The organism is Prevotella sp. TF12-30 (genome assembly GCF_003436715.1).
GTDB lineage: Bacteria > Bacteroidota > Bacteroidia > Bacteroidales > Bacteroidaceae > Prevotella > Prevotella copri_A.
Genome location: NZ_QSQJ01000009.1, coordinates 1 through 25437, shown reverse-complemented (window position 1 = coordinate 25437; position 25437 = coordinate 1). Strand labels below are relative to the sequence as shown.

Annotated in this window: 22 protein-coding genes and 1 riboswitch; of the genes, 9 read left to right on the top strand and 13 right to left on the bottom strand. The window is 47.4% G+C overall.

From position 1 onward, the window contains the following. Positions 1-32: 32 nt before the first annotated feature. From DXD25_RS17115 to DXD25_RS05295, 4 genes are all read right to left on the bottom strand, one after another. Entirely contained in the window at positions 33-575 is a 543-nt protein-coding gene (locus tag DXD25_RS17115; protein WP_233522197.1) for a hypothetical protein, read from the bottom strand. A gap of 136 nt (positions 576-711) precedes the next feature. Continuing rightward, entirely contained in the window at positions 712-1605 is an 894-nt protein-coding gene (locus DXD25_RS05305; RefSeq protein WP_117662108.1) for an AraC family transcriptional regulator, read from the bottom strand. A 324-nt stretch (positions 1606-1929) separates the two neighbouring features. After that, positions 1930-2367 (bottom strand): Hsp20/alpha crystallin family protein, encoded by a 438-nt coding sequence (locus DXD25_RS05300; RefSeq protein ID WP_089544284.1) that lies wholly within the window; start codon positions 2365-2367, stop codon positions 1930-1932. Positions 2368-2645: 278 nt separating this feature from the next. Continuing rightward, positions 2646-4694 carry an outer membrane beta-barrel protein gene (locus DXD25_RS05295; protein WP_117662107.1) on the bottom strand — a complete coding sequence of 683 codons (2049 nt, stop codon included), beginning with the start codon at positions 4692-4694 and terminating at the stop codon, positions 2646-2648. Between the two features lie 194 nt (positions 4695-4888). Here DXD25_RS05295 and DXD25_RS05290 point away from each other — a divergent pair, with 194 nt between their 5' ends. The 8 genes from DXD25_RS05290 to DXD25_RS05255 all read left to right on the top strand — a co-directional run bounded on the left by DXD25_RS05290 (position 4889) and on the right by DXD25_RS05255 (position 15138). Then, positions 4889-5632: a hypothetical protein gene (locus tag DXD25_RS05290; RefSeq protein WP_147327857.1), complete on the top strand. Its 744-nt coding sequence runs from the start codon at positions 4889-4891 to the stop codon at positions 5630-5632. Between the two features lie 40 nt (positions 5633-5672). After that, the gene (locus DXD25_RS05285; RefSeq protein WP_117662105.1) at positions 5673-7193 is read left to right on the top strand and encodes a sensor histidine kinase KdpD; all 1521 of its coding nucleotides are present in this window, start codon (positions 5673-5675) and stop codon (positions 7191-7193) included. A gap of 16 nt (positions 7194-7209) precedes the next feature. Continuing rightward, the gene (locus tag DXD25_RS05280; protein WP_117662104.1) at positions 7210-7941 is read left to right on the top strand and encodes a response regulator transcription factor; all 732 of its coding nucleotides are present in this window, start codon (positions 7210-7212) and stop codon (positions 7939-7941) included. Positions 7942-7961: 20 nt separating this feature from the next. Beyond that, a complete protein-coding gene (locus tag DXD25_RS05275; protein WP_117662103.1) occupies positions 7962-9131 on the top strand; it encodes a glycerate kinase in 1170 nt (389 codons plus the stop codon). A gap of 64 nt (positions 9132-9195) precedes the next feature. Continuing rightward, positions 9196-9834: an HAD family hydrolase gene (locus tag DXD25_RS05270; RefSeq protein WP_117662102.1), complete on the top strand. Its 639-nt coding sequence runs from the start codon at positions 9196-9198 to the stop codon at positions 9832-9834. An 85-nt stretch (positions 9835-9919) separates the two neighbouring features. Further along, a riboswitch (cobalamin riboswitch) is annotated at positions 9920-10176 on the top strand. A 74-nt stretch (positions 10177-10250) separates the two neighbouring features. Next, positions 10251-12242 carry a TonB-dependent siderophore receptor gene (locus DXD25_RS05265; protein WP_117662101.1) on the top strand — a complete coding sequence of 664 codons (1992 nt, stop codon included), beginning with the start codon at positions 10251-10253 and terminating at the stop codon, positions 12240-12242. Positions 12243-12247: 5 nt separating this feature from the next. Continuing rightward, positions 12248-14308: a YncE family protein gene (locus tag DXD25_RS05260; RefSeq protein WP_117662100.1), complete on the top strand. Its 2061-nt coding sequence runs from the start codon at positions 12248-12250 to the stop codon at positions 14306-14308. Positions 14309-14346: 38 nt separating this feature from the next. After that, positions 14347-15138 carry a DUF4465 domain-containing protein gene (locus DXD25_RS05255; RefSeq protein WP_117662099.1) on the top strand — a complete coding sequence of 264 codons (792 nt, stop codon included), beginning with the start codon at positions 14347-14349 and terminating at the stop codon, positions 15136-15138. Between the two features lie 155 nt (positions 15139-15293). Here the strand turns inward: DXD25_RS05255 and ettA are convergent, their stop codons facing one another. Continuing rightward, on the bottom strand, positions 15294-16991 hold the full coding sequence (gene ettA, locus DXD25_RS05250) for an energy-dependent translational throttle protein EttA (protein WP_117662098.1): 1698 nt from the start codon (positions 16989-16991) through the stop codon (positions 15294-15296). Between the two features lie 173 nt (positions 16992-17164). On the opposite strand from ettA, the gene DXD25_RS05245 reads away from it, so the two are divergent. Beyond that, complete coding sequence (locus DXD25_RS05245) at positions 17165-17818, top strand: MgtC/SapB family protein (protein WP_089544999.1); 654 nt, start codon at positions 17165-17167, stop codon at positions 17816-17818. 200 nt (positions 17819-18018) lie between these two features. On the opposite strand, the gene DXD25_RS05240 is transcribed toward DXD25_RS05245, so the two are convergent. The 8 genes from DXD25_RS05240 to DXD25_RS05210 all read right to left on the bottom strand — a co-directional run. Then, the gene (locus DXD25_RS05240) at positions 18019-18744 is read right to left on the bottom strand and encodes a bifunctional 2-polyprenyl-6-hydroxyphenol methylase/3-demethylubiquinol 3-O-methyltransferase UbiG (protein ID WP_117662097.1); all 726 of its coding nucleotides are present in this window, start codon (positions 18742-18744) and stop codon (positions 18019-18021) included. A gap of 148 nt (positions 18745-18892) precedes the next feature. After that, complete coding sequence (locus DXD25_RS05235; protein WP_117662096.1) at positions 18893-20131, bottom strand: ABC transporter permease; 1239 nt, start codon at positions 20129-20131, stop codon at positions 18893-18895. A gap of 11 nt (positions 20132-20142) precedes the next feature. Beyond that, on the bottom strand, positions 20143-20916 hold the full coding sequence (locus DXD25_RS05230) for an ABC transporter ATP-binding protein (RefSeq protein WP_117662095.1): 774 nt from the start codon (positions 20914-20916) through the stop codon (positions 20143-20145). 24 nt (positions 20917-20940) lie between these two features. After that, positions 20941-22122: an efflux RND transporter periplasmic adaptor subunit gene (locus tag DXD25_RS05225; RefSeq protein WP_117662094.1), complete on the bottom strand. Its 1182-nt coding sequence runs from the start codon at positions 22120-22122 to the stop codon at positions 20941-20943. Positions 22123-22209: 87 nt separating this feature from the next. Continuing rightward, positions 22210-23544, bottom strand: coding sequence for a TolC family protein (locus DXD25_RS05220; protein WP_117662093.1), 1335 nt, complete (start codon positions 23542-23544; stop codon positions 22210-22212). A 210-nt stretch (positions 23545-23754) separates the two neighbouring features. After that, the gene (locus DXD25_RS05215) at positions 23755-24420 is read right to left on the bottom strand and encodes a DUF4476 domain-containing protein (protein ID WP_117662092.1); all 666 of its coding nucleotides are present in this window, start codon (positions 24418-24420) and stop codon (positions 23755-23757) included. Positions 24421-24732: 312 nt separating this feature from the next. Then, positions 24733-24828 carry a smalltalk protein gene (locus DXD25_RS16635; RefSeq protein ID WP_153090088.1) on the bottom strand — a complete coding sequence of 32 codons (96 nt, stop codon included), beginning with the start codon at positions 24826-24828 and terminating at the stop codon, positions 24733-24735. A gap of 132 nt (positions 24829-24960) precedes the next feature. Next, positions 24961-25437 (bottom strand): DNA-binding protein (locus DXD25_RS05210; protein WP_117662091.1); only part of this gene is annotated, 477 nt, incomplete at its 5' end.

Below are 25437 nucleotides of genomic sequence, written 5' to 3'. Positions count from 1 at the left end.
TAATAGCTACCCTCCAGAAACTCGCGACTGCGCTACCATGGAATCATCTCCGTACCGCAATGTGGACAACGGGGAATCAGGTCGTCGGGCAGTCTGTCACCTTCTATCTTGTCCAGCAACTCATACACCTTTTCCTTGTTGGGATAGATCTCGTCTGTACAAGTATGCTTACACTGCCAGTAGCGGAAATCGCCCTGAATACGAGTAATCTTCTCGGCAGGGAAGGTGCGGAAAAACTGCGCATCCTGATTGGTGGTGGCAATATAATAGTTCTTGCCTTTGAGTAGTTCAGCCAGATCCTCGTATGGCTCACCCGTATGACACTCATACAAGTATTTGTACTCGCGGAGCAATGCTGCCCATAGCTCCCCTTTCTTGATTTGCGGATGATACGCCAGCGGGAAAAAACCATCAGCATGATATTTCTCGCCCAACTGTCCGGCTATCTGTTTGAATGTGGCATCGTTCATATAATAAAAGCGGAAACCTGCCGCTGCCGATATTCCAGAGGCGCCACCCACGATGATGGCTTCTGCCTCCTGAATCTTTTTTTTCAGTATTTCTATCTGTGTCATAATTTCTAGCATACTTATGCGAATCTTAATTTCATTATATATTTACCTTCATTATTCCGACTGCAAAAGTATGAAAAAATACAGATGTATCAGATACCAGAAAACCACCAAAAACTACCAAAATGATAAATCAGTCTCATTCATACACACCATTCTTATAGTCCTCTTGGAATTTTCTACATGTCTTGCCCGTCTGCTGCTTGAAAAAACGCATCAGGTGGGGTGGTTCGGGGAAACTGAAAGTATAGGCTATCTCACTTATAGACTTGCTGGTGAACAGAAGTTCGTTTTTGATTTCTGCCAACAGTCGCTGTTTCAGCAGATAGGTAGCCGACACTCCATACTGCGCCATCACGCTATGGTTCAGTGTGATGCGGCTAATCTTGAGCAGCGAGGCGTAGTCTTGCACACGCTGCAATTTCCGGATGTGGGTTTCCATCAATTCCACAAACTGAAAGGCATAATAATTCTTAGGAGCAGCCAGAGGCAAGTGATGCTCACGGACATAATGGCGATTCATAATTGCCAGCAGATAGTAGAGTACGCTGACGATGATGTTGTAGCTGTCGGCTTGAGGCTGCCGAAGCTCTGTCCGTATTTTCTTGAGCAGCTGATGATATTCTTCGCATTCATTTCCTGAACACATCAAATAGGGCGGTGTTTCGGTCTGCTGGCAGTATTGCAGTCGATAGACAAAGAATTTGTCGGCAATGAAGGTTCGCATGAAATCTTCACGGAATATCAAAAATTCGTAGTCGAGAGCCGCCTCATCAATGTGCCATTCCTGCTGCTGGTGTGGCTTCACAAAGAGCACCATGCCGTCTTTCAGGTTTATCTTTCTATAGTCTATCAGCACGTAGCCATTAGCTTTCTTGATGAAAAATATTTCGAAGAAGTCGGTCTTGAACACTTCATGCTCCGTAAGCACCCAAAGGCACTCGCTGCCATAAGCTGTGTTGATGTAGAAATCTACGCCGCAATCCGTCTTGTTGAACGGCACTTCTACCAGACGCTGTCTTTGCTTTGCCATAATCCTAATCTTTAATCTGAAGTTTCGCAAGTGAATAAATATCAACTTGCTTGGTTATATATGTTATGTGTCGTATGGGCAACAGGCAATGATAGCCCATATCTTGTCCGTTACGGATAAGCAGAAGCTTTGATATCTGCTCTTCAGCCTGCAAAATTACATATTAATTATGACCCCCGCAAGATTTATGGAAGAAATATCCCGATGGATTGATGAAAATCATGATAATAAGGTAGATGAAAAATGTGATGGTTCAGGTAAGGGCACAAAAAAGGCAGGTTCCAAATTGCCTTGGAATCTGCCTCGATCATTTATGGGAGATGATTATTTGACTTCGATATTCTTGGTAGCCTTAGCCTCCTCCTTAGGAGCAAGCTTTGGAATCTCAACCTCAAGAACACCATCAGCTACCTTTGCTGAAATCTTCTCACGGTCAGCGTCTTCAGGGAGTGTGTAGCTCTGCTGATAGTTGCTGTAAGAGAACTCGCGGCGCAGATAGTGCTCGTGCTTATCTTCATCCTTATGTTCCATCTTGTTCTCGATAGCCACATTCAGATTGCCATCGTTATCGATGTTGATGCGAACCCATTCCTTCTTCAGTCCAGGGGCTGCAATCTCCATCTGGTAAGCTTTCTCGGTCTCCTTTACGTTAATGGCTGGAGCGGTAGCATTCATACGTGGCATCATGTCGGTGTTGAAGAATGCATCATCAAAGAAGTTACTCAACCAATCTGAATTATTATTTCTACGTGCTAACAACATAATTAAAACCTCCAATTTTATTTTACTCATCCTCTCGGTTCCTTGCGGCCCCGTCGGGATTTCTGTTTGTTCTTTATTTATCTGTTCTTTTCGATTGCCTCCGCCTCGAAACTCCGTTGTCCTTTCGAACTTCTTCATCTTTTAGCTTCAGCTTTCACTCTTATGTTGAGCAACTTGCGTGCCAGCGTCGGATTGATGACAATATTGGCAGCAAAGTATAATTAATTTAAACTTTGCTGCCAAAATGGGAGGCTTTTCTTAAACTAGGTGCTCTCGTTTTATTTCCCAAATCTGGAAGTATCTACTTCTTCATGCTGCTTGGCCTTGTAGCCGCCGAAACGATAGGTGAGGGAGAGGCCGATGATTCTGCCAAAGTACATTTTGTTGATGACGTGCTGACCTCGGTAGGTGTCGTGCAGATGGTTGTCGCCTGTCTCGAAGATGTCGTTGCAGTAGGCTTTCAGCTGGAGCTTGTCATCCTTGAGAGGCTTCCAGGTGAGGGCAGCGTTGAGATAGCCTGAGGCTGGGATGTCGATGATTCCCTGGATGGCGTCGGTATGGACGGAAGCATCGAGGTTGAGAAGTACATGTTTGCCAAAGAGAAAAGTGCCGTTCCACTGGGCTTGACAGAACCATTTGCTGCGGTCGAATGGAAGATCATAGAAGTGGGAATTCTTGTCGTTCTGATATACGCCAGTGAAGGTAAGGCGATTCTGCCACCAGTTGCCTATGTTGATTGGGGTTGTGAGCATCAAGCCTACCTGGTTTACATGGTCGAAGTTGACATACTTGTATTCCATCTCCTTCTTCTTGTCGCTCTGGTAAGGAAGCTGACGGAATTCATCTTTCGAATTGTTGAAGAAGAGACTTGCCACGTATCTGCTGTGCAGAATGTAGGTAAGCGAGAGGCTGAGGTCTCGTGATGGCTTCAACGTCGGGTTTCCAACAATCTTTCCATATCCGCCCACATTATAGGTGGTGAAGTTCTTCACCGACCAATAGGTAGGGTAGTCTCTGTCGCAATCCAAGTCGAATTGGATGATGTGTCCAGCTTTTGGAAGATAGGTGATGGAGAGTGTAGGGAAGAGGTTCCACTCATCCCAGATTGGGGTGTGGTAATATTCTTCCATGAGCGATGCTTCCATCGTGAGTTTTTGGCCGAACGACTTGCTGGCTCCGATGTAGAAACACATTTGATCTTCGGTTTGAATGGTGTTGCCAGCAGAAGACTTGTTGTTGTTTTCCTGCGAACTCTTGTCTCTTGATGTGGTGTAATTGATGCCGTAGTTCAAGCCCCAGTCTTTTCCTAAGTCGTGCTCCTGCTTGAGGTATGCGTGCCATTTGTCGATCCGCTGCTGGCTTGTGATGTCGTAAATCTCGTCGTAGAGACTGCTTTTCAGCCATTGTTCATCCGGTGAATTATAATAGGTGTATTCTGCTCCTGCCGAGAAGCCGAATGGTGTGGAGTAATCCAGGCGGAAATTGTGAAACTGACTCTTGGCATGGATTCTGAGAAGGGATGTGAAATCGCCATCATCCTCTGAAGTTCCTCTCGTGTTATTGAGTTGTGAGGTGTAGGCAAAGCTGAGCTGATGATCCTTTGCCAGATGATAGTTGATTCCCAGTCGGATGTTGTGGTTGAGATGGCGTTTGATATTGTCGCTATGTGTAGAGAAGGCATAGGAAGTGCCATCAGTCAAGGTGTGGGCAAACTCATTTTCATAGTAATAATATCTCTTGCCATGACTGAAGGAATAGAGCATGTCTATTTCCCATTTCTTGTTGGTGAAGAGCAAGGAGGCGCGCTCTGTGTAACTGTTGCGGTTCTGGTGGGTGTAGCCGCCGAAGAACTCGCCTTGCAGGGAGTGAAAGCCTGTGTTGTGCTTCAGCAGGAGGTTGATGACTTGTCCCTTTACCTGATAGCGGGCTGGGGCTGAATAGACAACTTCAGCGTTGGCGATGCGGCTGGTAGGAATCGTTTTCAGAAGCGAATAGAGCTGCTCGCTCGTCATGGTGGTAGCCTTGCCGTCTATCATCACGGTTACGGATTGGGCGTTGAGAGTCAAGGCATCATCTTGTTCGCTCACGCCAGGCAGTTGCTTGATGGCTTCATAGGCATTATCCACCGGATGGTTTTTGATGAGTTGAGGCAGGTCATAGGTCAATGCTGCTCCTTTTACCTTTACGATAGGTCGGTTGCCTTTTACCATCACATCGGGGAGGGAATGGATGATGCTGTCCATTCTCAGGGAATCATTTATGTTTCCTTGTGCCCAGCCGGCAAGACTGATGGCCAGGCAAGCGCTTAATATAACCAATCTTTTCATATTCTTCTTATCTTTTTATCGTTCTTTCGGAAGGAACCCTCCCGATTTCGGTTGCAAAAGTACTGTAAAAATCTCGTGTCAGCAAGGAATTTTGATTATCAAGTCTTATCAGAAGTGTTATTTAGTCTTATCAAATCAGAAATAATTCCCTGAAAAGTATCTTACTTATCTTCTTTTTTATTACTTTTGCAAGCATGAAAGAGAAACGAAGAATATTCATATTGGCAGTTGTGGCTTGCTTTTGTACATTGGTAATGCAAGCACAGGAAGTGAAGAGTGTTTCTTTGGATTCCATTCCGAAGGCATCTTTACCTAAGGAAGGTATGTCGTTTAAGGAAGGTATGTCGTTGGAATATTCTCGTCCTTCGCTCGGTGGATTTCCTGTACTTCAAGGCAAATCTTATTACTCTGAATCGAATGCACCTTGGATGTCGGAAGAAGGAAAACCTTTAGAGATTGCGCCGAATGCAATACCTCATATTTCTCTTCCTTCCCCGAATTTGGGTACGATGGCGGTATATTCTTCGGGTATTGAAGTTCCAGGACTGATGAACAGTCAGACTGCAGGGGTTGTTTATCAACAAAATTTCGGGCGTTTTGTTTTTTTTCCTTATGTCGGGATAGAAAAGATAAACACGGGAGTATATGGATTGGGCAATCTCACCAAAGCTTCTTTTGGCGGACGAATGGCTTATCAGGTAAACGACTGGCTCACAGTGGGATTCTATGGACAATATGTTCCAACGAAAACCTCTGACCCTCGAAGCGTCATCATGTCTCCTTTCAATCCCAAGAGCAGCTATGGTGGCTTCATGGAAGTGATGTTCAATCAACATTGGGGGATAGGAGCCAAGATGGGACGAGAGTTTGCGCCACAAAAGAATGGTAAATGGGGATGGAAGAATACCACGGAGGTTTATCCGATTTTCAGAAAATGAGTATTTAATTCATCTGGAAAAATCTTTAATAAAGGAAAGAATGAAGTTACATCTTAAATACATAGTTACGCTCGTCATCACGGCTCTGGTCTGCATCTTCGCATATCAGACCTATTGGCTCGTGGGGCTTTATCAGTCTCAGGAAAAAGAGGTTGAAGCAAAAATCAAGGGTGGAATGGAGTACGCTCACTTCATGGAGATGAAGAAGCGAATTGAACGATTGCGCAATGATGATAAAGGACCTCATAGACAACTGACGGGTGCTGTTGCTTTTTCTATGGATGAAGACGATGATATTGATCAAAAGGTAAAGGTGAAAAAGGTTCGTGGAGGAAAGGTAGTTCAGTCTGTTCAAACAACTTTTACCAAGCAAGAAAAGCGTCGTGAAGATGACAAGGACCAGGAATTGATGATGATGATGTCGGGCAAGCTGGCAACTATGGTTCAACAGGCGCTGTTTGGCAAATTGAATGAAATCGCCAAACCAGACATCAATGACTATGACAGTGCATGGGTTGCCAAGATGCTTTCAGACAGTTTGCTGGTGGGCGATAATGCTCATCCCCTTCCGCATCAGATTCAGCTTTTAGCAGGAAAGAAGGTTTTGGCGAAAGTGACAACGGAGGGGTATGTGCCTTCCGCCAATGCCAAGCAATACCAATATGTGGTTTGTAATGAGGGGGAGGCGAATGAGGAGAAATATGTCCTCACTCTAGAGCCGCTTACGATGACTGTGCTCAGCCAGATGGCAGGCATCCTTGCCACATCGCTCTTCATCATGCTCATCCTGGCTTTCGTTTTCTGGTTCCTGATTCATACGATGCTCAAGCAGAAGACGCTTGATGAGATGAAGAGTGATTTTACCAATAATATCACGCACGAATTAAAGACTCCGATAGCCGTAGCCTATGCTGCCACTGATTCACTGCTGAACTACGGAATGCTCCAGCATCCTGATAAGGCGCGCAAGTATCTCACCATCGCCCAGGAGCAGTTGCAGACGCTCAGCGGATTGGTGGAACAGATTCTGTCGATGAGTATGGAACGACGGAAATCGATGCTTCTCAATATCGTAGAAGTTCCAATGAAGGAGGTGATTGAACCATTAATCTCCCAGCATCAGCTGAAAGTGAAATCAGGAGAAAGAATGGATAAAAAGGTGAGAATTTCATTGTCCGTAGAACCGGAAAATCTGATGGTTTATGCCGACCGGATGCATTTCTCAAACATCGTGAGCAATCTCATAGACAATGCTATCAAGTATTCTGAAGATAGCGTGAATATAGAAATCAAGGCTTTCCAAAAAGCCGAGGATGAAGTGCTGGTTTCCGTATCAGATAATGGAATCGGTATTGCCCACGATAAATTGCCTTATATTTTCGACAAGTTCTATCGTGTGACGGATGGCAATAAATATACGGTCAAGGGCTATGGTCTCGGCCTTTTCTATGTCAAGAGCCTGATGGATAAAATGGGCGGTTCAGTTTCCGTAGAAAGCGAACCGGGAAAAGGAAGCTGCTTTACTTTGCATTTTCTTAAAGGTAAAAGGGTAAAAGGGTAAAAAGGTAAAAGAAACAATGAATAAGATAAAAGTATTACTGGTAGAAGACGAAACATCCTTGGCGATGATTCTGAGCGACACCTTGGAGGCGCAGGGCTTCGAGATGCGCACGGCGCATGATGGCGAAGAGGGGCTTCGTATGTTTGATGAACAGAAGCCTGATGTGCTGGTAGCGGATGTGATGATGCCCAAAATGGATGGTTTCGAGATGGTGCGCCGTATCCGCAAGACGGATTCCCGTACTCCTGTGCTTTTTCTCACGGCTCGTTCGGCGGTGAATGATGTGGTAGAGGGATTTGAATTGGGTGGCAATGATTATCTGAAGAAGCCGTTTGCCATCCAGGAGCTCATTGTCCGCATCAAGTCGCTTTGTCATCGGGCTTCTGCAGGAAATATTTCTTCTGAAGAACAGGAAGGGGGGAATGTTTCTCCTGATAATCCGAATGCTGCTGATCCATGGCTCTCCATCGGTCGTTATCGCCTGAATGTTACCTGTCAGATTCTGCAGTTGGATGGTAAAGATGCAGAACTGTCACATCGTGAATCCGAAATCCTTCGCATGCTTGTGGAGAGCAAGAATCAAGTGGTAGAAAGTAAGGATATTCTCCTGCAACTCTGGGGCGATGACAGCTTTTTCAATTCCCGCAGTCTCCATGTTTTCATCACCAAGCTCCGTCACAAGTTATCTGCCGATGAAAATATCAGAATCATCAATGTGAGGGGAATTGGGTATAAAATGATTTATTAGAGAAAAATGAAAAAGGTTAAATGAAAAAGGTTAAAAAGAAGAAGATAATAATAGCTTGCGACTCTTATAAGGGTTGCCTTACGAGCAGAGAGGTGAATGAGGCGATTGCTTCGGGATTAAAGGAATGGAATGCGGAAGATGCTTCTCCCGAAAAGAAGAATTTGCATTCAGAAGATGCTTCTCCCGAAATCATTACCCTGGAAATGAGTGATGGGGGAGAGGGTATGCTCGATGCTTTTCTCTCGGCGATGAAGGGAGAGCGAGTGAGGATTCATGCCCATGATGCGCTGATGAGATGGATTGAGGCGGAATACGGAATCGTGGATGATACCGCGATTATCGAGATTGCGCAGACCGCCGGACTGGCTCTGATTGAGCCTGAACAGCGTAACCCGATGAAGGCTACTTCCTGGGGCGTGGGCGAGATGATAATGAATGCTTATCGCCGGGGCGTGCGCCATTTCATCGTGGGATTGGGTGGAAGCGCCACATCCGATTGCGGCATCGGAATGCTCAAGGCGATGGGCGACGATTGGAAGAAAATCCGCCGGGAATGCAGTTTCGTGCTGGCTTCGGATGTTACCAATCCGCTCTGTGGTGAAAACGGGGCGGCTTATGTTTTTGCGCCTCAGAAGGGAGCTGATGCTAAGATGGTGCAGATGCTGGATGATAGGGCGAGGAAGTTTGCCGAGGTAAGCGCCAAGCATTTCGGATATGATAGGAGTGAGGCTCCTGGGGCTGGTGCAGCCGGAGGTTTGGGCTATGCTTTCCTGCAATATTTCAATGCAGAGGCTCGTCCTGGGGCTGAGCTTCTCTTGGATGAGATAGGTTTTGATGCGCTCATTCAGAATGCTGATCTCGTGATTACGGGCGAGGGACATAGTGATAAACAGACCTTGATGGGGAAACTGCCGCAAAGGATTCTGGAGCATGTTCTGAAGTGTAAGGAATCGGATAAAAGCCATGTGGCTTGCTCGCAGCTTGCCGGGGATTATAAATCCCCGGAATCTTCGTTCCCCCTTGTATGGCTTGTTTCGGGTGGTGTGAGCGACAGGCAGGTGATGTTGGATGCAGGATTCGATAGGGTTATTCAGGTTACTCCGGAAGAAATGCCGCTGGATGAGGCGATGAAGCCGGATGTGGCCCGTAACAATATCATCAAGGCGATTCGTAGGCAATTTGCTTTGTAGTTTCAGTTATTATCCGTATCTTTGCGCCCGATTATCAAAATAGGGTAAAAAGAACAAGAAAATAATGAAGTATATAATTTTTGATTTTGATGGAACCATCGGAGATTCGCAGAGCTTGATTGTGAAGACCTTGCAGGATACGATGCGTGCAAGAAAACTGGAAGTGAAATCGGATGAGGCTTGTGCCAAGACCATCGGTCTTCGATTGGATGAGGCCTTCGTCTCGCTCTTCGGAATGAGCGATGAGGAGGGAATGGAATGTGCGGCAACCTATCGCGAAATCTTTCTGGATAACAAGAAGACGATGATCGTGCAGCCCTTCCCTCATGTGATAGAAACCCTGAGAGCGTTGCACCGTCAGGGCTATGTTCTGGGAATGGCCAGCAGTCGAAACCATTGCTCGCTGGATGGATATGTGAAGCAGATGCAGCTGGAAGATATTTTCTCTTCTGTCGTGGCAGGCGATGATGTGAAGCACGTGAAGCCGGCACCCGATATGGTCTTCAAGGCATTGAAGGAGATGAAGGGAACGGCAGATGAAACCCTTGTAGTGGGCGATATGACCTTCGATGTAGATATGGCGCATCATGCCGGCTGCAAGGCCTGTGCCGTGACTTATGGCAACGGAACCCGCCAACAGCTCGCCTCTGCCGAATGGATCATCGATGATTTCGCAGAACTTCTGGAAATCGTAAAAGAATAAACTGAACTCTGAATAAAAAGATAATTTTATCCTTGCTGGAATAAAAAAGCGGATAAAGTTATCTTTTTATTCATTTTTTTATAGTACCTTTGCACCCGCAATTGGTTCGCTGCCACCTTCTGCCGCCTCAGGCAGGATGAGTGCGTAGTGATTAAAAGGGAATCGGGTGAGAAGCCCGGACAGTCCCGCTGCTGTAAGCGTCTTATTGCGGCAAGCATCATGGTCACTGACATTTTTTCGGGAAGACCGCTTGCCATGAGTTTTGCATCTTTTTATGTTTACATAGAGTGAGATGCGGGGAGGACGCAAGTCAGAAGACCTGCCGTTGCCATCTCTACCATCAGGAAGTGATGGAGGATGAAATCATTGAGCCTCGTGGGTTAGGCTTTTGAATGAAGATAAAAACATAATTGTAGATGAAAAGATTGTTTGCAATAGCCATGCTGGGTGTTGTTGCAAGGTCTGCCTTTGCCAATGGCGAAATGCAGGACTCTGTACGAGTGCATCACATCCAAGAGGTGGTGGTTACCTCACGATTGATATCCAGGGAAACTATTCCTTCACAGACATTGGGAGGTGAGGAACTCAAAAAGTTGAATTCCTTGTCGGTGGCCGATGCCTTGCGTTATTTCTCGGGTCTGCAGCTCAAGGATTATGGAGGCGTGGGTGGCATCAAGACTGTCAACATTCGCAGTATGGGTACCAATCACTTGGGTATCTTCTATGACGGCATCGAATTGGGCAATGCACAGAATGGGCAGATAGACTTGGGGCAGTTCTCGCTCGACAATGTGGAGGAGATTTCGCTCTACAACGGTCAGCGTAGTGCCATCTTCCAACCAGCGAGCGACTTTGGTAATGCTGGCTCCGTCTATATCCGTACCAAGGCTCCCCGCTTCATGCTGGGCAGGCGATACAACTTGTTGGTGAGGGCTAAGTATGGGTCGAGCGATACCTTCCGGTTTTCATCGCTTTGGGAGCAGAAACTCTCCGATCATATATCTTCCTCGTTAAGTACAGGTGTGCTGACGTCGAGCGGACGCTATAAGTTTCGTTATAGGCGAGTGACCGAAGACAATACGGTGGCTTATGATACCACCGCCGTGCGCCACAATGGTGACATTTGGGCTTTCCGTATCGAGGAAAACGTGAGGGGAGGCATTGCCGATGGATATTGGAACGTGAAGGCATATACCTACCATTCGGAAAGGGGAATACCTGGTGCCATCGTCAACAATGTGTGGCGACGAGGCGAACGCCAGTGGGACCACAATACCTTCGGACAGGCTGTATTCCAAAAGTCATTTGGTGACAAATTCTCTACCAAGGCATTGGCTAAGTATGCCTATTATGTGACGCGCTATGTCAATAATGATGAGACGCAGATACATGTAGACAATACCTATCGTCAGCAGGAGATGTATTTCTCCACTTCGAATGTCTATGAGATATTGTCAAAGTGGAGTGTCTCAATGAGCTATGACTTCAAGTGGAACAAGTTGAATGCCAATATGGTGGACTTTGCTTTCCCTCATCGTTACTCCAACTTTGTGTCGTTAGCCACGGCATTGACGCTGTCACGCATCCAGGCACAAGCCTCGTTGGTGGAGCAGGTGGTCAAGGACCATGTGAAGTATGGGGCGTCTTCGTCATCTCGCAGCACACTGACGCCAGCATTCTTTGTAAATGTCTATCCGTTCGAATCCAAGTTGCTGGCAGTGAAGGCCTTCGCTAAGAAAAGCTTCCGCATGCCGACCTTCAACGACCTCTACTATGCCGACATGGGTAACAGTAAGTTGAATCCAGAGTCGGCGTTGCAATATGACCTGGGATTTGTGCTGAACAAGGATTGGAAGCAAGGCATCGTTGACCATTTCCGCTTACAGGTGGATGGCTATTACAATACGGTGTACGACAAAATTGTAGCTTATCCCAAGGGACAGCAATTCCGTTGGACGATGCTCAACTTGGGCAAGGTACACATCAAGGGCGTCGATGCTATGGCAGAAGTGGGACTGGAGCCAGCCAAGGATTGGAAAGTTACGGCCCGCTTGCAGTACACTTATCAGGATGCCCGCGACGTGACCGATCCCAATACCTCTTATTATAAGGACCAGATACCTTATATCCCATGGCACAGTGGGTCTGCTATCTTGGGCCTGTCATGGCGAGAGTTGGACTTGGCGTATAGCTTCATCTATTCCGGTGAACGTTATTCGCAGCAAGAGAACATCCTCTACAACCATCTCCAGCCCTGGTATACGCACGATATGAGCGTGGTTTATCATGCCAGGAGATGGTCGACAAGACTGGATGTCAACAACATCTTCAGTCAGGATTATGACGTGATACTTAACTATCCGATGCCGAAGCGCAATTATATGCTGACATTGGAATATAACTTTTGAAAAAAATGAAGGATAAGATATATCATCAACCCAATCTGGCAAAGTCTTGGTTCTTAGCCTTGCTTTGTTTTCTGGCTCTATGTATGCAGTCGTGTCGGGATAGCGACACCGTCATCTCTTCTGAGCCTGAGGATACAGGCAGTAAGGCTGAGAAGGGCGATGTCATGGGACTCTACTTGCTCAACCAGGGCAATATGGGCAGCAACAAGGCTACCCTCGACTATCTGGACTTGTCGGGTAATAATAGTGAAAACGTCATTTATCATCGCAACATCTACTCTGAACGCAATCCTAACGAGATTAAGGAACTGGGTGATGTTGGCAATGATATCAAGATATATGGCTCCAAACTGTGGATGGTCATCAACTGCTCCAACAAGGTGGAGGTGGCAGATGCCTATACTTGCAAAAAAGTAGCGAAGATAGACATCCCCAACTGTCGATACCTTGCCTTTGATGGGGGATTTGCCTATGTGAGTGCCTATGTGGCTCCTGTGAATATGCGCCAGGATGCCGAAGTGGGAGCTGTTTATAAGGTGGACACGCTGACCATGAAGGTAGTGGACAAGGTGATGGTGGGCTATCAGCCCGATGAATTGGCTGTTGTGCATGGCAAACTGTATGTTGCCAACAGTGGCGGTTATCGCAATCCCAACTACGATCGTACGGTGAGCGTCATCGACCTCAAGACCTTTAAGGAGGAGCGGAAGATTGATGTGGCAATCAACTTGCATCGCTGTCGTGCCGATAAGTATGGGCAGCTATGGGTGAGTTCCCGAGGCGACTACAAGGAGGTGCCTTCACGATTGTATTGGCTCAAGCCTAATGCTGCAGGGCAGATGGAAAAGGGAGGTGAACTGGAAGTGCCGGTCTCCAACATGTGTATCGTGGGTGATTCACTATATTATATAGGTGTGCAGTGGAATGAGACTTCACAGAAGAATTCGATAGAGTATGGCATCGTGAATGTCAGCCAACACAAGGTAATTGCTCATTCCTTGTCTAGTGCTCCTGAGATACAATCCATCGAAATGCCATACGGCATCATCGTCAATCCTCAGAAGAAAGATTTCTATCTGATGGATGCTAAAAATTACGTGTCAAGTGGTGAGTTGTTTCACTTCAAGGCGGATGGCACCTTCGATTGGCGAGTGTGGACGGGCGATATTCCGGCAGAGGCAGCGTTTGTTTATCGCAAACCTCAGTTGCCATCGTCGGATCCGAGCCAACCAGCCGAGAAGTATAGCAAGTATATCTTGGCGGTGGATGAGTATGTGCCGGCTCCAGGACAATTCGTCAATACAATGCCTCAATATGAGGAGGGTGACGATGCTAAGACGATGGCAAGAAAATGTACAGAAGCCATCGGTGGAGACAAGGGCGGTTTGGTGAGTCTGGGTGCCTATGGTGGTTACATCACCTTTCATTTCGATCATTCTATAGCGAATGTGAAAGGTGAGAAAGACCTTTACATCAAGGGCAATGCTTTCAAGGACAATAGCGAGCCTGGCATCGTGATGGTATCGCAGGATGTGAATGGCAATGGGGTGCCCGACGATCCTTGGTATGAACTTTCCGGCAGTGCTGATGTTGACAGTGTGGGCAAAGTGGTATATGGCTATGAGATAACCTATACCAAGGATGCCATGCATGATATTCCATGGACAGACAATCAGGGAAGGAGTGGAGTTATCAATCGCAATACCTTCCATGCCCAGGAATATTTCCCTTTGTGGTTGTCAAGTCCATTACGCTTCGAGGGTACCCTTTTGCCGCGTAATGGCTATGATACCAGCGGCAATGGAACCCATTGGGTTTGTGATGCCTTCCGGTATGGATATGTTGACAATGTGAGCAATAGCGACATTGATGGATGTAGTTTCGATATCTCTTGGGCGGTAGATAAGAATCGAAAGCCAGTGGCGCTCGACCACATCGACTTCGTGAGAGTGTATAGCGCACAGAATCAAATGTGTGGTTGGCTAGGTGAGACTTCCACAGAGGTGAGTGGGGCTGAGGACCTGCATCTCCAAAAGTCAATCAGTGCCAAGAGTAGAAAGAGATAATAAATAATAAGATAATTTTAGTAATAAACAAAACAACAATGATGAAAAAGTATTTTTATTTATTGGCACTTGTGTGTGCCACTAGTTTCTTCACAGCATGTAGTGACGACGACGATGACAACACTCCTAAGTATGAGACCATCACTTTCGAGGGTAGTAACTGGAATGCATTGATAGATAATGCTCAGTATGGTGGAAAGATGCTCTATGGAGAGAGTGGTATGGGTTTCACTGAAGATAATGGAGTTTATGAGTGGACTGATGCTACAACATCTTTGCATTCAAAGATAAATAATGGCTATGGCTCATGGGCTTATTGGAATGGCGGTGCTGCTGTTTCTAACTATCATAGTACCATTGCTGAAGGTACATCTAATACACAGCTTTCTATTCCTGCAGATCTTGCAGCTCACTCTGGCAGCAACTTCTTGATGATTTATGGTTCAATAGATGGATATAATGCTCCTGTTCTTGACTTTAAGGATGGTAAGGCTCACACCATGAAAGGCCTTTGGATTACCAATGGTACTTACTTCCTCAATGTGATGGCTAATGGCAATGACTTCTGTGCAAAGGCTAAAAGTTCTACCCAAATCTCTGTCGTGTTCGAAGGCTTCAAGGCTGATGGTACTACATCTACAGGTACAGTTAAGTACACAGTTCAGGATGGTACAAACTCTTTGAAGAGCTGGCAGTATGTTGATCTCTCTTCTCTTGGCGAGATTAGCAGCTTGAAGGTAAACTATGAGGCTTCAGAAGATATGAAGGGGAAGTATGGTTATAATGCGCCTGCTTATATAGCTGTAGATGACGTAGAAATCTATAAGTAAATCTGATACAGCGATAGTTTCTTATGAAAACGGCTGCATAGAAACAAAAAAGAGGGTGCGTCTTGTACTTATGACACACCCTCTCTTTTGTTTTTTATTGTTTCCGAAACGATTATTCTTATCGTTTCCAAGTCCTTCTTTTCTTTTTCGAATCTTTATTCCTCCATCAACTTGCGATAGCGACCCTTCTTGATCTCTGTATCGCCCAGGCGGCGAGCCTTGTTGATTTCATATTCTGAATAGCTGCCCTCGAAGAAGAATACCTCACCATTGCCCTCGAAGGCAAGAATGTGGGTACAGATTCGGTCGAGGAACCAGCGGTCGTGGCTGATAACCACCGCACAACCGGCAAATGCCTCCAAACCTTCCTCCAAGGCACGCAGCGTGTTTACGTCGATGTCGTTGGTAGGCTCATCGAGGAGCAATACGTTGCCTTCCTGCTTCAATGCCAATGCCAACTGCAGGCGGTTGCGCTCACCACCCGAGAGAACACTGCAGAGCTTGCTCTGGTCGGTGCCCGAGAAGTTGAAGCGGCTGATGTAAGCACGTGCATTCACATCTCTGCCACCCAGACGCAAGGTCTCATTGCCCTGGGAAATCACCTCGTAAACAGTCTTCTGAGGGTCGATGTCCTTGTGCTGCTGGTCAACATAAGCCAGCTTCACGGTCTCACCCACCTCGAATGTGCCGCCATCAGCCTGTTCCAATCCCATGATGAGGCGGAAGAGGGTAGTCTTGCCGGCTCCGTTAGGACCGATAACACCCACAATACCGTTAGGAGGAAGCATGAAGTTGAGGTCGTTGAAGAGAACCTTTTCGCCGAATGCCTTCTTTACATGCTGAGCTTCGATAACCTTGTTACCCAGACGAGGACCGTTAGGGATGAAGATTTCCAGCTTCTCCTCGCGCTCCTTCTGCTCCTGGTTGAGCATCTGCTCGTAAGAGTTCAGACGAGCCTTACCCTTAGCCTGACGGGCCTTAGGTGCCATGCGAACCCATTCCAACTCGCGCTCCAAAGTCTTGCGGCGCTTAGAGGCAGTCTTCTCCTCCTGAATCATTCGCTTGGTCTTCTGGTCGAGCCATGAAGAGTAGTTGCCCTTCCATGGAATACCCTCGCCACGGTCCAACTCCAGAATCCACTCGCTCACGTCGTCGAGGAAGTAGCGGTCGTGGGTAACGGCGATGACGGTACCCTCATACTGCTGCAGGTGCTGCTCCAGCCAGTCGATGCTCTCAGCATCCAGGTGGTTGGTAGGCTCATCGAGCAGGAGTACGTCCGGCTTCTGCAGGAGCAGGCGGCAGAGAGCCACACGGCGGCGCTCACCACCCGAGAGATTGGTAACAGGCCAATCGCCAGGAGGACAGTGAAGGGCAGCCATCGCACGCTCCAGCTTGGAGTCGATGTTCCAGGCATCGGTAGCATCAATGATATCCTGCACCTCAGCCTGGCGCTGCATCAGCTTGTCCATCTTATCAGGGTCTCCGTAGTATTCTTCGAGACCGAACTTGTTGTTGATGTCCTCGTATTCAGCGAGTGCATCATAGATTTTCTGCACACCCTCCATCACGTTTTCCTTCACGGTCTTGTTCTCGTCGAGTGGAGGATCCTGAGGCAAGTAGCCCACAGAGTAGCCTGGGCTCCAAACCACCTCACCTTGGGTAGGTTGCTCAAGTCCTGCGATGATTTTCATCAACGTAGATTTACCGGCACCGTTCAAACCGATGATGCCGATTTTTGCTCCGTAGAAGAACGATAGGTAGATGTTCTTCAGAATCTGCTTCTGGTTTTGTGGGATAATCTTGGATACGCCCACCATTGAAAAGATGATCTTCTTGTCGTCAACTGTTGCCATATATATTATTAAATAATGTGTATTTGTGAATAAATAGAGTAAATTGCCAAAAATGGCACTAACAGTTGCAAAGATACATTATTTTTTTGAAATTCTCGCCTTTCTTTCCAAGAAAAGTTGTATATTTGCAATTAAATGATTTTTTGTTGATTAATTAAAGAAAGGACAATAATATGGATGCAACTTATATTGACCTGACCATCCGCCTTTCTCTCGCCCTGCTTTTGGGAGGAGCGATAGGCATTGAGCGAGAATATCGTGCCAAGGAGGCTGGTTTCCGCACCCACTTCCTGGTGGCTTTGGGAAGTGCGCTCTTCTGTGTGGTTTCGCAGTTTGGATTCGGAGTGGATCTGAAGGATTCCTCGCGTGTGGCGGCGCAGGTGGTTTCGGGCATCGGATTCCTGGGCGCCGGTACCATCATCTTCCAGAAGAATGTGGTGCGTGGTCTTACTACGGCGGCTGGCTTGTGGGTGACGGCGGCCATCGGATTGGCGTGCGGTACGGGAATGTATGTTGCGGCGGCTCTTACCACGGTGATGGTGCTGCTGGGACTGGAGGTGCTGAACTATTGGATTCCGCCATTGGGAACCACTACCGTTGAGCTGAATTTCTCTGCCCCGTCTCGTGAGAGCGTGAAGGAATTCATCAGTCAAATCAAGCAGAAGGGAATGGAGGTGCATTCCTACGAACTGAAAGAGCGCCGGTTATCCAAGGAGGAATTCCTGGAGGCGAATATTGAAGTGAAGGCGAAGAAGGATTTCCATACCCTGGAGATTCTTGACCTGATGAACGATTTCTCGGATGTCACGATTTCTGCGATAAAATAGAGCTTTTGCCCTTACAGGGCGACAGGTTTACGTCCATACATACCCAGGGCGATGCTATGGGCTAAGAGCTTTTGGGCCTTCAGCCCGTACTTGAACCGCATGCGAAACTTCAGTAAAATATAAAGAAAAAAGGAGTTAAGATGATGGCCTTAACTCCTTTTTTCTTTATATACTGTAAAATCTTATCGCCTTTTAGATGCTTAGAAGATCCTCGCCAGATAGTCGTAGTGTTCGCCTTCTGCCACGAGTTCACCATGCAACCCGCAGGTTTCGGCGATGGATTTCAATAATGGGAAATCCACGTAGAGCCAGTCGAAGCGGTTGCCCTTTACATCCTTGTAGATCATCTGATAATCTACTTCTCCGTAATAGGCTCCGTTCAGATTGATATCGAAACTTCCATCCTCATTCTCGTAGATGTATTTCAGGTCGGAGGAATCGATGAGAATCTGACCGCCCGGATTCAGCAACGCCTTCAAGCGCTGGAAGAGGGCAGGGAGATGTTCTATCTTCCCGGCAATTCCCGTTCCGTTCATCAGGAGGAGAATCGTATCGAAACCCGTTCCCAGATGATCGTCGAAGAGATTGATGCATTCCGCATCCTTCACCCCTCTCAACTTCATTGCTTCGCAACTCAAGGGCGAAATATCAATCGCCTTCACCGTAAATCCCTTCTCCTGCAGGGCGAGCGTATGGCAACCGCTTCCGGCTCCGATATCCAGCACCCGTCCCTTGGCTAGCTGCAAGGCTTTCTGCTCCAGAAGCGGCATTTCCAGAACGCTTCTGAAGAGATGTCTCACTGGCATTTCGTCTTCCTCGAACATCGAAGAGAGCACTCTCAGTCGGGCTGCCTTCCCCTGCTTCTGGAAGTCGAGAATAGCTGCGCCCATCGGGTCTTTATCTGCTGATAATATTTCTGTATTCATTTTTCTTTTTTTCTATCTGTTTTATCTCAAGTATATTTCTATTTTATCCAGATGAACTCAATTGAGTTTGAGTTTCTTGAATTCTTCTGCAAAAATACAATAAAGTTTTGATAAAACAGATATATTTCAGAAAAAACTGATCAGATTTTTACTCGTATCTGATTGCCTCGATAGGGTCGAGTCTTGCTGCCTTCTTTGCCGGATACCATCCGAAGAACACGCCGGTGAAGGTACAGACGGCGAAACTCATGATGATGCTCCAAGGCTCTATCTGAGTGGCTATGTGCAGGAAGGCATTCAGACTCAGCGACAGACTCACTCCCAATATCACTCCGATGATTCCACCCGTTACAGAGAGCAGAATCGCCTCGATGAGGAACTGGTTCAGAATATCGATTCCCCTGGCTCCCACACTCATTCGAAGACCGATTTCACGGGTTCGCTCGGTAACGGAAACGTACATGATGTTCATGATTCCAATACCGCCCACCAGCAGGGAGATTCCTGCCACACTACCCAGAAGGATGGTGATGGTGGACATGGTGGAATTCATCATGCTGGAGATTTCCTCCTGCGAACGGATGTTGAAATCATCCTCATCTGCCTCGGTGGTCTCGGTGGCATCCTTCAGTTTGTGGTTGCGGCGGAGGATTTCCGAAATCTGATCCTGCGCAGGCTGCGATGCTTCCTCAGTAATGGCAGAACATACGATTCCGCCCAGATAGGTCTGTGCCAGGATTCGCTTCATCACGGTGGTGTATGGGGCGAGCACGAGGTCATCCTGGTCCATTCCCATGGAGTTGTAACCCTTCTTCTGAAGCACACCTATCACACGGAACGGGATGCTGTTGAAACGTACTACCTTGCCGATCGGGTCGCTGCCGTCGGGAAAAAGATAATCCACTACGGTCTGACCCAGGATGCAGACCTTGGCAGCTGCCTTGATGTCGGTATCGGTAAACATTTCTCCATCTGCCACCTTCAGCTGGCGGATGCTCAGGTAGTCCTGGTTCACGCCATAGATGGAACTCTGCGTATTGTTGTTGCCGTAGATCCACTGTCCCGAACTGTTTACGGTAGGCGAAATGGCACTGATGTAATTACAATCCTCCTTGATGCTCTGGTAGTCTGCCTGCTTCAGGGTCTCCATCGAGGAAGCATCCTGTCGCACACCGCCTCTCATGTCGGCACCCGGCGAAATCATAATCATATTACTACCCATCTCGGCGATGTTCGCCTTGATGCTCGCCTTACTTCCCTGTCCGATGGCAAGCATCGTAATCACGGCTGCAATACCGATGATGATGCCCAGGGCTGTGAGGAAGGAGCGCATCTTGTTGGCTGCTATCGCCCGGATGGCTATCTTAAAAAGATTCTGATAATTCATATTCTATACTGTTATTCGTCCGTATTGGCTGGCAGGGCGGCAAGGCCTTCTGCTGCCGAAAGGATGTTGTCATTATAGGTATCGCTGATGATGTGTCCGTCGCGCAATTCGATGTTGCGGCTGGAATACTTGGCGATATCCGGGTTGTGGGTTACGAAGATGATGGTTCTGCCCTCAGCGTAGAGTTTCTGGAAAAGGACAAGAATCTCGAAACTGGTTCTCGTGTCCAGGTTACCCGTTGCCTCGTCGGCGAGAATCACGGCAGGATTGTTCACCAGTGCCCGGGCGATGGCTACACGCTGCATCTGTCCACCCGACATCTGATTGCTCTTATGATAGAGTCTCTCGCCCAATCCTACAGCCTTCAGAGCTTCGATGGCACGCTGCTTGCGCTCTTCTGCGCTGATGGCAGGATTGTACATCAGCGGCAGCTCTACATTCTCTACGCTCGTGGTCTTCGGCAGGAGATTGTAGTTCTGGAAGATGAAGCCAATCTTGCGGTTGCGCAGGATGGCTCTGTCGTTGCGGCTCATCTTGCGCACACTCACGCCATCCAGGTAATATTCACCCTTGGAAGGGGTGTCGAGACAGCCCAGCTGGTTGAGCAGGGTGGATTTGCCGGAACCCGACTTACCCATGATGGTAACGAACTCGCCCTCGTAGATCTTGAAGCTTACGCCTTTCAGGGCGTGGACGGTTTCATCACCCACAAGAAAGTCGCGACGCACGTTGTCGAGCTCTATCACCACCTTCTTGTTCTCGTTGTTATTTGATGTTTCAGACATAATGATTCTTTTTTACTTCTCCCCTTACTTCTTCTTTCCTCTAGGACCCGGACCGCTGATCAGTCCCTGACTCTGCTGTGGAGCATCCTCTTCTTCCGGAACATTCACCACAATTTCCGTAACAATCTTATCGCCCTGCTTCAATCCCTTGGTGATTTCTGTATTGATTCCATCACTCTGACCGATGGTTACAGGATGAGCGGTGAGGGTGTTGCCATTCAATGTCCAGACCTTGTTTTTACCCTTGCAGTCCACGATCTTCATATCCTTGCCCACGGTTTCCTTGGTAGGGGTAAAGCGGAGAGCCTTGTTGGCTACGGCGAGCACGCCGCTGCGCTCCTGGGTGTAAATGGTAACGTTGGCTGTAAGACCCGGTTTCAATTTCAAATCAGCATTTGAAGCAGAAATCACTACCTCGTAAGTTACTACGTTGTTGGTAGTTGTAGCTTCCAGGCGCACCTGCTTCACGGTTCCCTCGAAGGTATCATCCGGATAGGCATCTACGGTGAAGGTTACTCGGTCGCCTTCCTTTACACCGCCGATATCAGCCTCGTCAACATTGGCAACTACCTGCATATTGGTCAAATCCTTGGCAATGGTGAAGAGCTCTGGGGTGTTGAAGCTGGCTGCTACGGTCTGACCTTCTTCTACGCTCTTCGAAATCACGGTACCATCGATAGGAGAAGTGATGGTAGCATAGCCGAGGTTGGTTTGCGCTCTCTGTACGTTTTCCTTGGAAGAGGCAACCTGCTCCTTAGCCTGGCGATAGGTGAGGAGGGCATTCTCGTATTCATCGGCGCTGACAAGTCCCTTCTTGTAAAGGGTTTTGTAGCGCTCCATATTGGCTGCCTGATAGTTCAGACTGCTCTGTGCGCTGGCTAGGTTTGCCTTCGCGGTATTCAGTTCGCTCAAGAGATTGGTCTTGTCGAGTTCTGCGATGACCTGTCCCTTCTTTACCTGGGAGTTGTAGTCCACATAGAGTTTGTTGACAATACCACTCACCTGTGTACCTACGGTTACTGAGGTTACAGCCTCGATAGTACCCGTAGCGGTTACGCTGTTCTGCAAGGTTTTCAGCGCCACCTTTTCCTCCTTGAAGTTAATATCTTCCTCCTTTTTTCCGCCCGACATCGCCCATGCCGCCACGGCAACGATTACTATCACCACGACAGCAATCCAGATTTTGCTAATTCTCAACTTTTTCATTTTTTATAATCAGATTAATTTAATTCGAAATAATAAAACTTTGTTAGGGAGGGGGAGTTAAGGAGCTCCTTAACTCCTTCACTCTCCTTAAATATGTCCCTCCTTATAGAATTTCAACATATTGATGTTGAGGATGGCAAGGTATTTGGCCTGGAGCTCGTCCTGCTTCGCCTTGAGCAGGTTATCCTTTCCTGTTCGGAGCTCAACGATGTTCTTCAATCCCAGCTTAAACTGCTCGCTCAGCAGATTGTAACTGGTCTGGGCACTCTCGCTGCTAACCTTTGCTGCCTTAAACTGGCTCTGGTTGGTGGTAGCCTGCAACCAGTAATTCTCTATGGTAGAGTAGAGCTGAGTCTGCTGGTTCTTCAGGTCGAGCTGGATGCTTTCGCGCTGAATCAAAGCCTTGTTCACCTGAGTTTTGGTGGTTCGGTTTTCAAAGAGAGGGATGCTCACTCCTACGCCGCCTCCAACGCTGAAGTTGGTCTTCAACTGCTTGCCCAAGCTTGTACTGTTCATGGAAGTATTGCTGGTAGAAATACCACCGTTGGCGCTGATGGTAGGCAGCTTGCCCGCCTTCGCAATCTTGATGTTCAAGTCGTTCTGAGCCAACTGATTCTTGATGGTCTTGAACTCCGGACGGTTTTCGAGAGCCGCAGCATAGACTCCGTTCATTGCCGGAACAGCCACGAGAGCCATCTCATCGGTGGTATTCGGAATCTCGATGTCAAAAGCTTCATCGCTTGTAATCTGAAGCAGTTCCTTCAACTGTCGCTTATAGTTCTTCACATTGCTTTCAGCCTGCACGATGTTGAATTCATCCTGAGCCCGCTGAGCGGTGAGCTGTGCCAGGTCAGCCTGACTCATCTTGCCTATCTTCACCATCTCCTTGCCCCGTTCCTCGTTCTGCTGGCTCGAGAGATAGCTCTCCTTGTTCACCTGGATAGCCTCTGTAGAGTAGAGAATCTGCACGTAGAGCTGTGCAATCTGTTCCTGCAGTTTGATAGCCTGGGTAGCCGAATCAAGATCGGCAGCTTCAGCAGCAAGTTTGTTCAGTTTAATCTGGTTATGATTCTTGTTTCCGTTCCAGATGGTATAGTTTCCCGCTACTGAATAACTTCCGTTGTAATATACTTTATCCACACTTGCTCTCGAGAAACCGTCTCCGCTGATTCCGCTAGCCACCCACGGCGTATAGTTCACGCTTTGGTTGGTGCTGGCGCTGAGCGACGGAAGCAGAGCCGCTTTCGACTGCAGATAATCTTCTTGGGCGCTGGCCTTGGTAAGTTGCGTCTTCTGAAGAGAAATGTTGTTGGCAAGCGCATAGTCGATACAGTCTTTCAGCGACCATTGTTTTGCCTGCGTAGCCAATGGTGCCGCCACGAGGAGCAGAGCAGCCATTGTGTTTTTTACTTTTCCGTTCATAATCTTCTTCTATTTTCTTTTTATCCCGTTTTATTTATTTCAGAAAGATATTAATCTGATTGCATTTAGACGGAAAAGTTTAGCATAAAGTTTCAATTTTAACAATCCTTGTGATTTTTGTGAAAAAATGGAAAGGGAAGGGGAAAGAAAAATCCGTGAGCAAGATGCGCATCTTGCTCACGGATTTGCAATCCGCATCAATCATCTTATTTATTTGCTATTTCTGATGATTTCCTCAGCCTTATCCTTTTCGCTGTCAAAGCTGAATACTTTATAGATGAGGCCTGTATTCTGAAGATCCACGATATGTGGCGCCATCATTTTGAGCGCTTTCAGCTGTTCGTCGTCGAAAGGGAATATCTTCATGATGCGGACCACCTGGGCGCAGGAATAATAGCAGCCGAGGCTTGCCACTTCTATCAGGTCGAACTTGTTGTCGTCGAAGCTTGCTTTCTTCACCTTATTATATAGTTTGGAGAAGGAAGCATCATCGAGGCTGTAGCCGTAATCCATTCTGCCATCGGGATCACATCTTCCATCGTAGAGGGGTGGAGTAGGGTGTTGTGGTTGCTGTACATTTGATGTCTGGCTGTTGGGGTCTATGATTCTTGTATCGTACTGCACAACCTTTCCGTTTCTGTCGAAGAAGACCGTGATGTACTTGGAATCTCCAAACAGATTATTATATTTAGCATATTCCCATTTGTCCCCATACATGTCGAAACTGGTGAGCTTAGGTTCTCCGAGAATGGCAATCACTTCCTGCTTGGTCATTCCCCGCTCCACGTTTCTTTTTCCCTTAGCCGAAGCCGAGAGGCATACGGCAAACATCAATATGGCTGTGGCGATGAGTGCCATTACTTCATTTCTTTTCATAAGCGATACTGTTTTTGAAAGTTATTATCTTGAGCCCCTTTAAAAAAGAGTGCTCGGTCATTATCTTGTTTACGTCTGCAAAAGTACTACTTTCTTCCGAAAAGAAACGAGAAGGATTCCCTAAAGTAGAAGGGGGAAATCCCTATTCCTGATTAGGGTGAAAGGTACCAAGATAAAGCAACAAAGGTACCAAGCTCCTTGGTACCTTTGAATAGAGTGAAAATTATGGCCCCCTAGTGTGGATGATATAAGAATAGAAAAGTGCCGACAAGATTTAACTTGCCGGCACTTCTTGTTAGTGTTCGTGTTGTTCTACGACATGCAACTCGTCACACCCAGCGAGGCGGCAATGGCGGTCAAGATAGATAGTACTATCTGAAATACAGTTTTCCAGGTTTCTTTCTTCATAAGCAGTTTTTTTTAGTGATTAATGATTAGTGATAAATTCCGTTAGGTGTTTCGGCGGATTTGCAATCCGCCGTTAAAAAACGTCCTAACCTATTTTGGCTCTGCGGATTTGCAATCCGCATCAACCTAGATTTAAAAATTTACGTTGTCGCCGCCGCCGTCAGTTCCGCTGTCGGTTCCGCCGCCAGTGCCCTGGCTGGTACCACCACCGCCCTGCGATGTTCCGCCGTTATCCTTATTAGTCTCCCCGCCAGCGCCCTGGTTGGTGTTGCCTCCGCTCGGCGTGTTCTCAGTTCCACCGCCGTCCTCAGCCCCGGTGGTATAGTCATCGTATGCCACGATCTTGGTGAGCTTCTTCAGCTCGGCGTTGCTCCATGATTTTGTGTTTCTTACAATAAGATGCACGCCCAGCACGCTAGCTGCCGTCACCTTCTCCTTGCTCACCTCGCCACGTGAAGTCATGCCGATGGAGAACAATCCGAGGTCGGAGAAACGAACGCTCTTGCCGTCCAGAATCAGATGCTTCAGGCAGTCGAGGGCATCCATCAGCACACCGTGAATGGTGCCTCGGCTGTATGGAGAGTTGTGCTCAGAGATATGAGTCACGAA

Bases quoted from the DNA above. Each gene is read 5' to 3' on its own strand.
- DXD25_RS17115 (WP_233522197.1), bottom strand. From the start codon at position 575: ATGACACAGATAGAAATACTGAAAAAAAAGATTCAGGAGGCAGAAGCC.
- DXD25_RS05305 (WP_117662108.1), bottom strand. From the start codon at position 1,605: ATGGCAAAGCAAAGACAGCGTCTGGTAGAAGTGCCGTTCAACAAGACG.
- DXD25_RS05300 (WP_089544284.1), bottom strand. From the start codon at position 2,367: ATGTTGTTAGCACGTAGAAATAATAATTCAGATTGGTTGAGTAACTTC.
- DXD25_RS05295 (WP_117662107.1), bottom strand. From the start codon at position 4,694: ATGAAAAGATTGGTTATATTAAGCGCTTGCCTGGCCATCAGTCTTGCC.
- DXD25_RS05290 (WP_147327857.1), top strand. From the start codon at position 4,889: ATGAAAGAGAAACGAAGAATATTCATATTGGCAGTTGTGGCTTGCTTT.
- DXD25_RS05285 (WP_117662105.1), top strand. From the start codon at position 5,673: ATGAAGTTACATCTTAAATACATAGTTACGCTCGTCATCACGGCTCTG.
- DXD25_RS05280 (WP_117662104.1), top strand. From the start codon at position 7,210: ATGAATAAGATAAAAGTATTACTGGTAGAAGACGAAACATCCTTGGCG.
- DXD25_RS05275 (WP_117662103.1), top strand. From the start codon at position 7,962: ATGAAAAAGGTTAAAAAGAAGAAGATAATAATAGCTTGCGACTCTTAT.
- DXD25_RS05270 (WP_117662102.1), top strand. From the start codon at position 9,196: ATGAAGTATATAATTTTTGATTTTGATGGAACCATCGGAGATTCGCAG.
- DXD25_RS05265 (WP_117662101.1), top strand. From the start codon at position 10,251: ATGAAAAGATTGTTTGCAATAGCCATGCTGGGTGTTGTTGCAAGGTCT.
- DXD25_RS05260 (WP_117662100.1), top strand. From the start codon at position 12,248: ATGAAGGATAAGATATATCATCAACCCAATCTGGCAAAGTCTTGGTTC.
- DXD25_RS05255 (WP_117662099.1), top strand. From the start codon at position 14,347: ATGATGAAAAAGTATTTTTATTTATTGGCACTTGTGTGTGCCACTAGT.
- ettA (WP_117662098.1), bottom strand. From the start codon at position 16,991: ATGGCAACAGTTGACGACAAGAAGATCATCTTTTCAATGGTGGGCGTA.
- DXD25_RS05245 (WP_089544999.1), top strand. From the start codon at position 17,165: ATGGATGCAACTTATATTGACCTGACCATCCGCCTTTCTCTCGCCCTG.
- DXD25_RS05240 (WP_117662097.1), bottom strand. From the start codon at position 18,744: ATGAATACAGAAATATTATCAGCAGATAAAGACCCGATGGGCGCAGCT.
- DXD25_RS05235 (WP_117662096.1), bottom strand. From the start codon at position 20,131: ATGAATTATCAGAATCTTTTTAAGATAGCCATCCGGGCGATAGCAGCC.
- DXD25_RS05230 (WP_117662095.1), bottom strand. From the start codon at position 20,916: ATGTCTGAAACATCAAATAACAACGAGAACAAGAAGGTGGTGATAGAG.
- DXD25_RS05225 (WP_117662094.1), bottom strand. From the start codon at position 22,122: ATGAAAAAGTTGAGAATTAGCAAAATCTGGATTGCTGTCGTGGTGATA.
- DXD25_RS05220 (WP_117662093.1), bottom strand. From the start codon at position 23,544: ATGAACGGAAAAGTAAAAAACACAATGGCTGCTCTGCTCCTCGTGGCG.
- DXD25_RS05215 (WP_117662092.1), bottom strand. From the start codon at position 24,420: ATGAAAAGAAATGAAGTAATGGCACTCATCGCCACAGCCATATTGATG.
- DXD25_RS16635 (WP_153090088.1), bottom strand. From the start codon at position 24,828: ATGAAGAAAGAAACCTGGAAAACTGTATTTCAGATAGTACTATCTATC.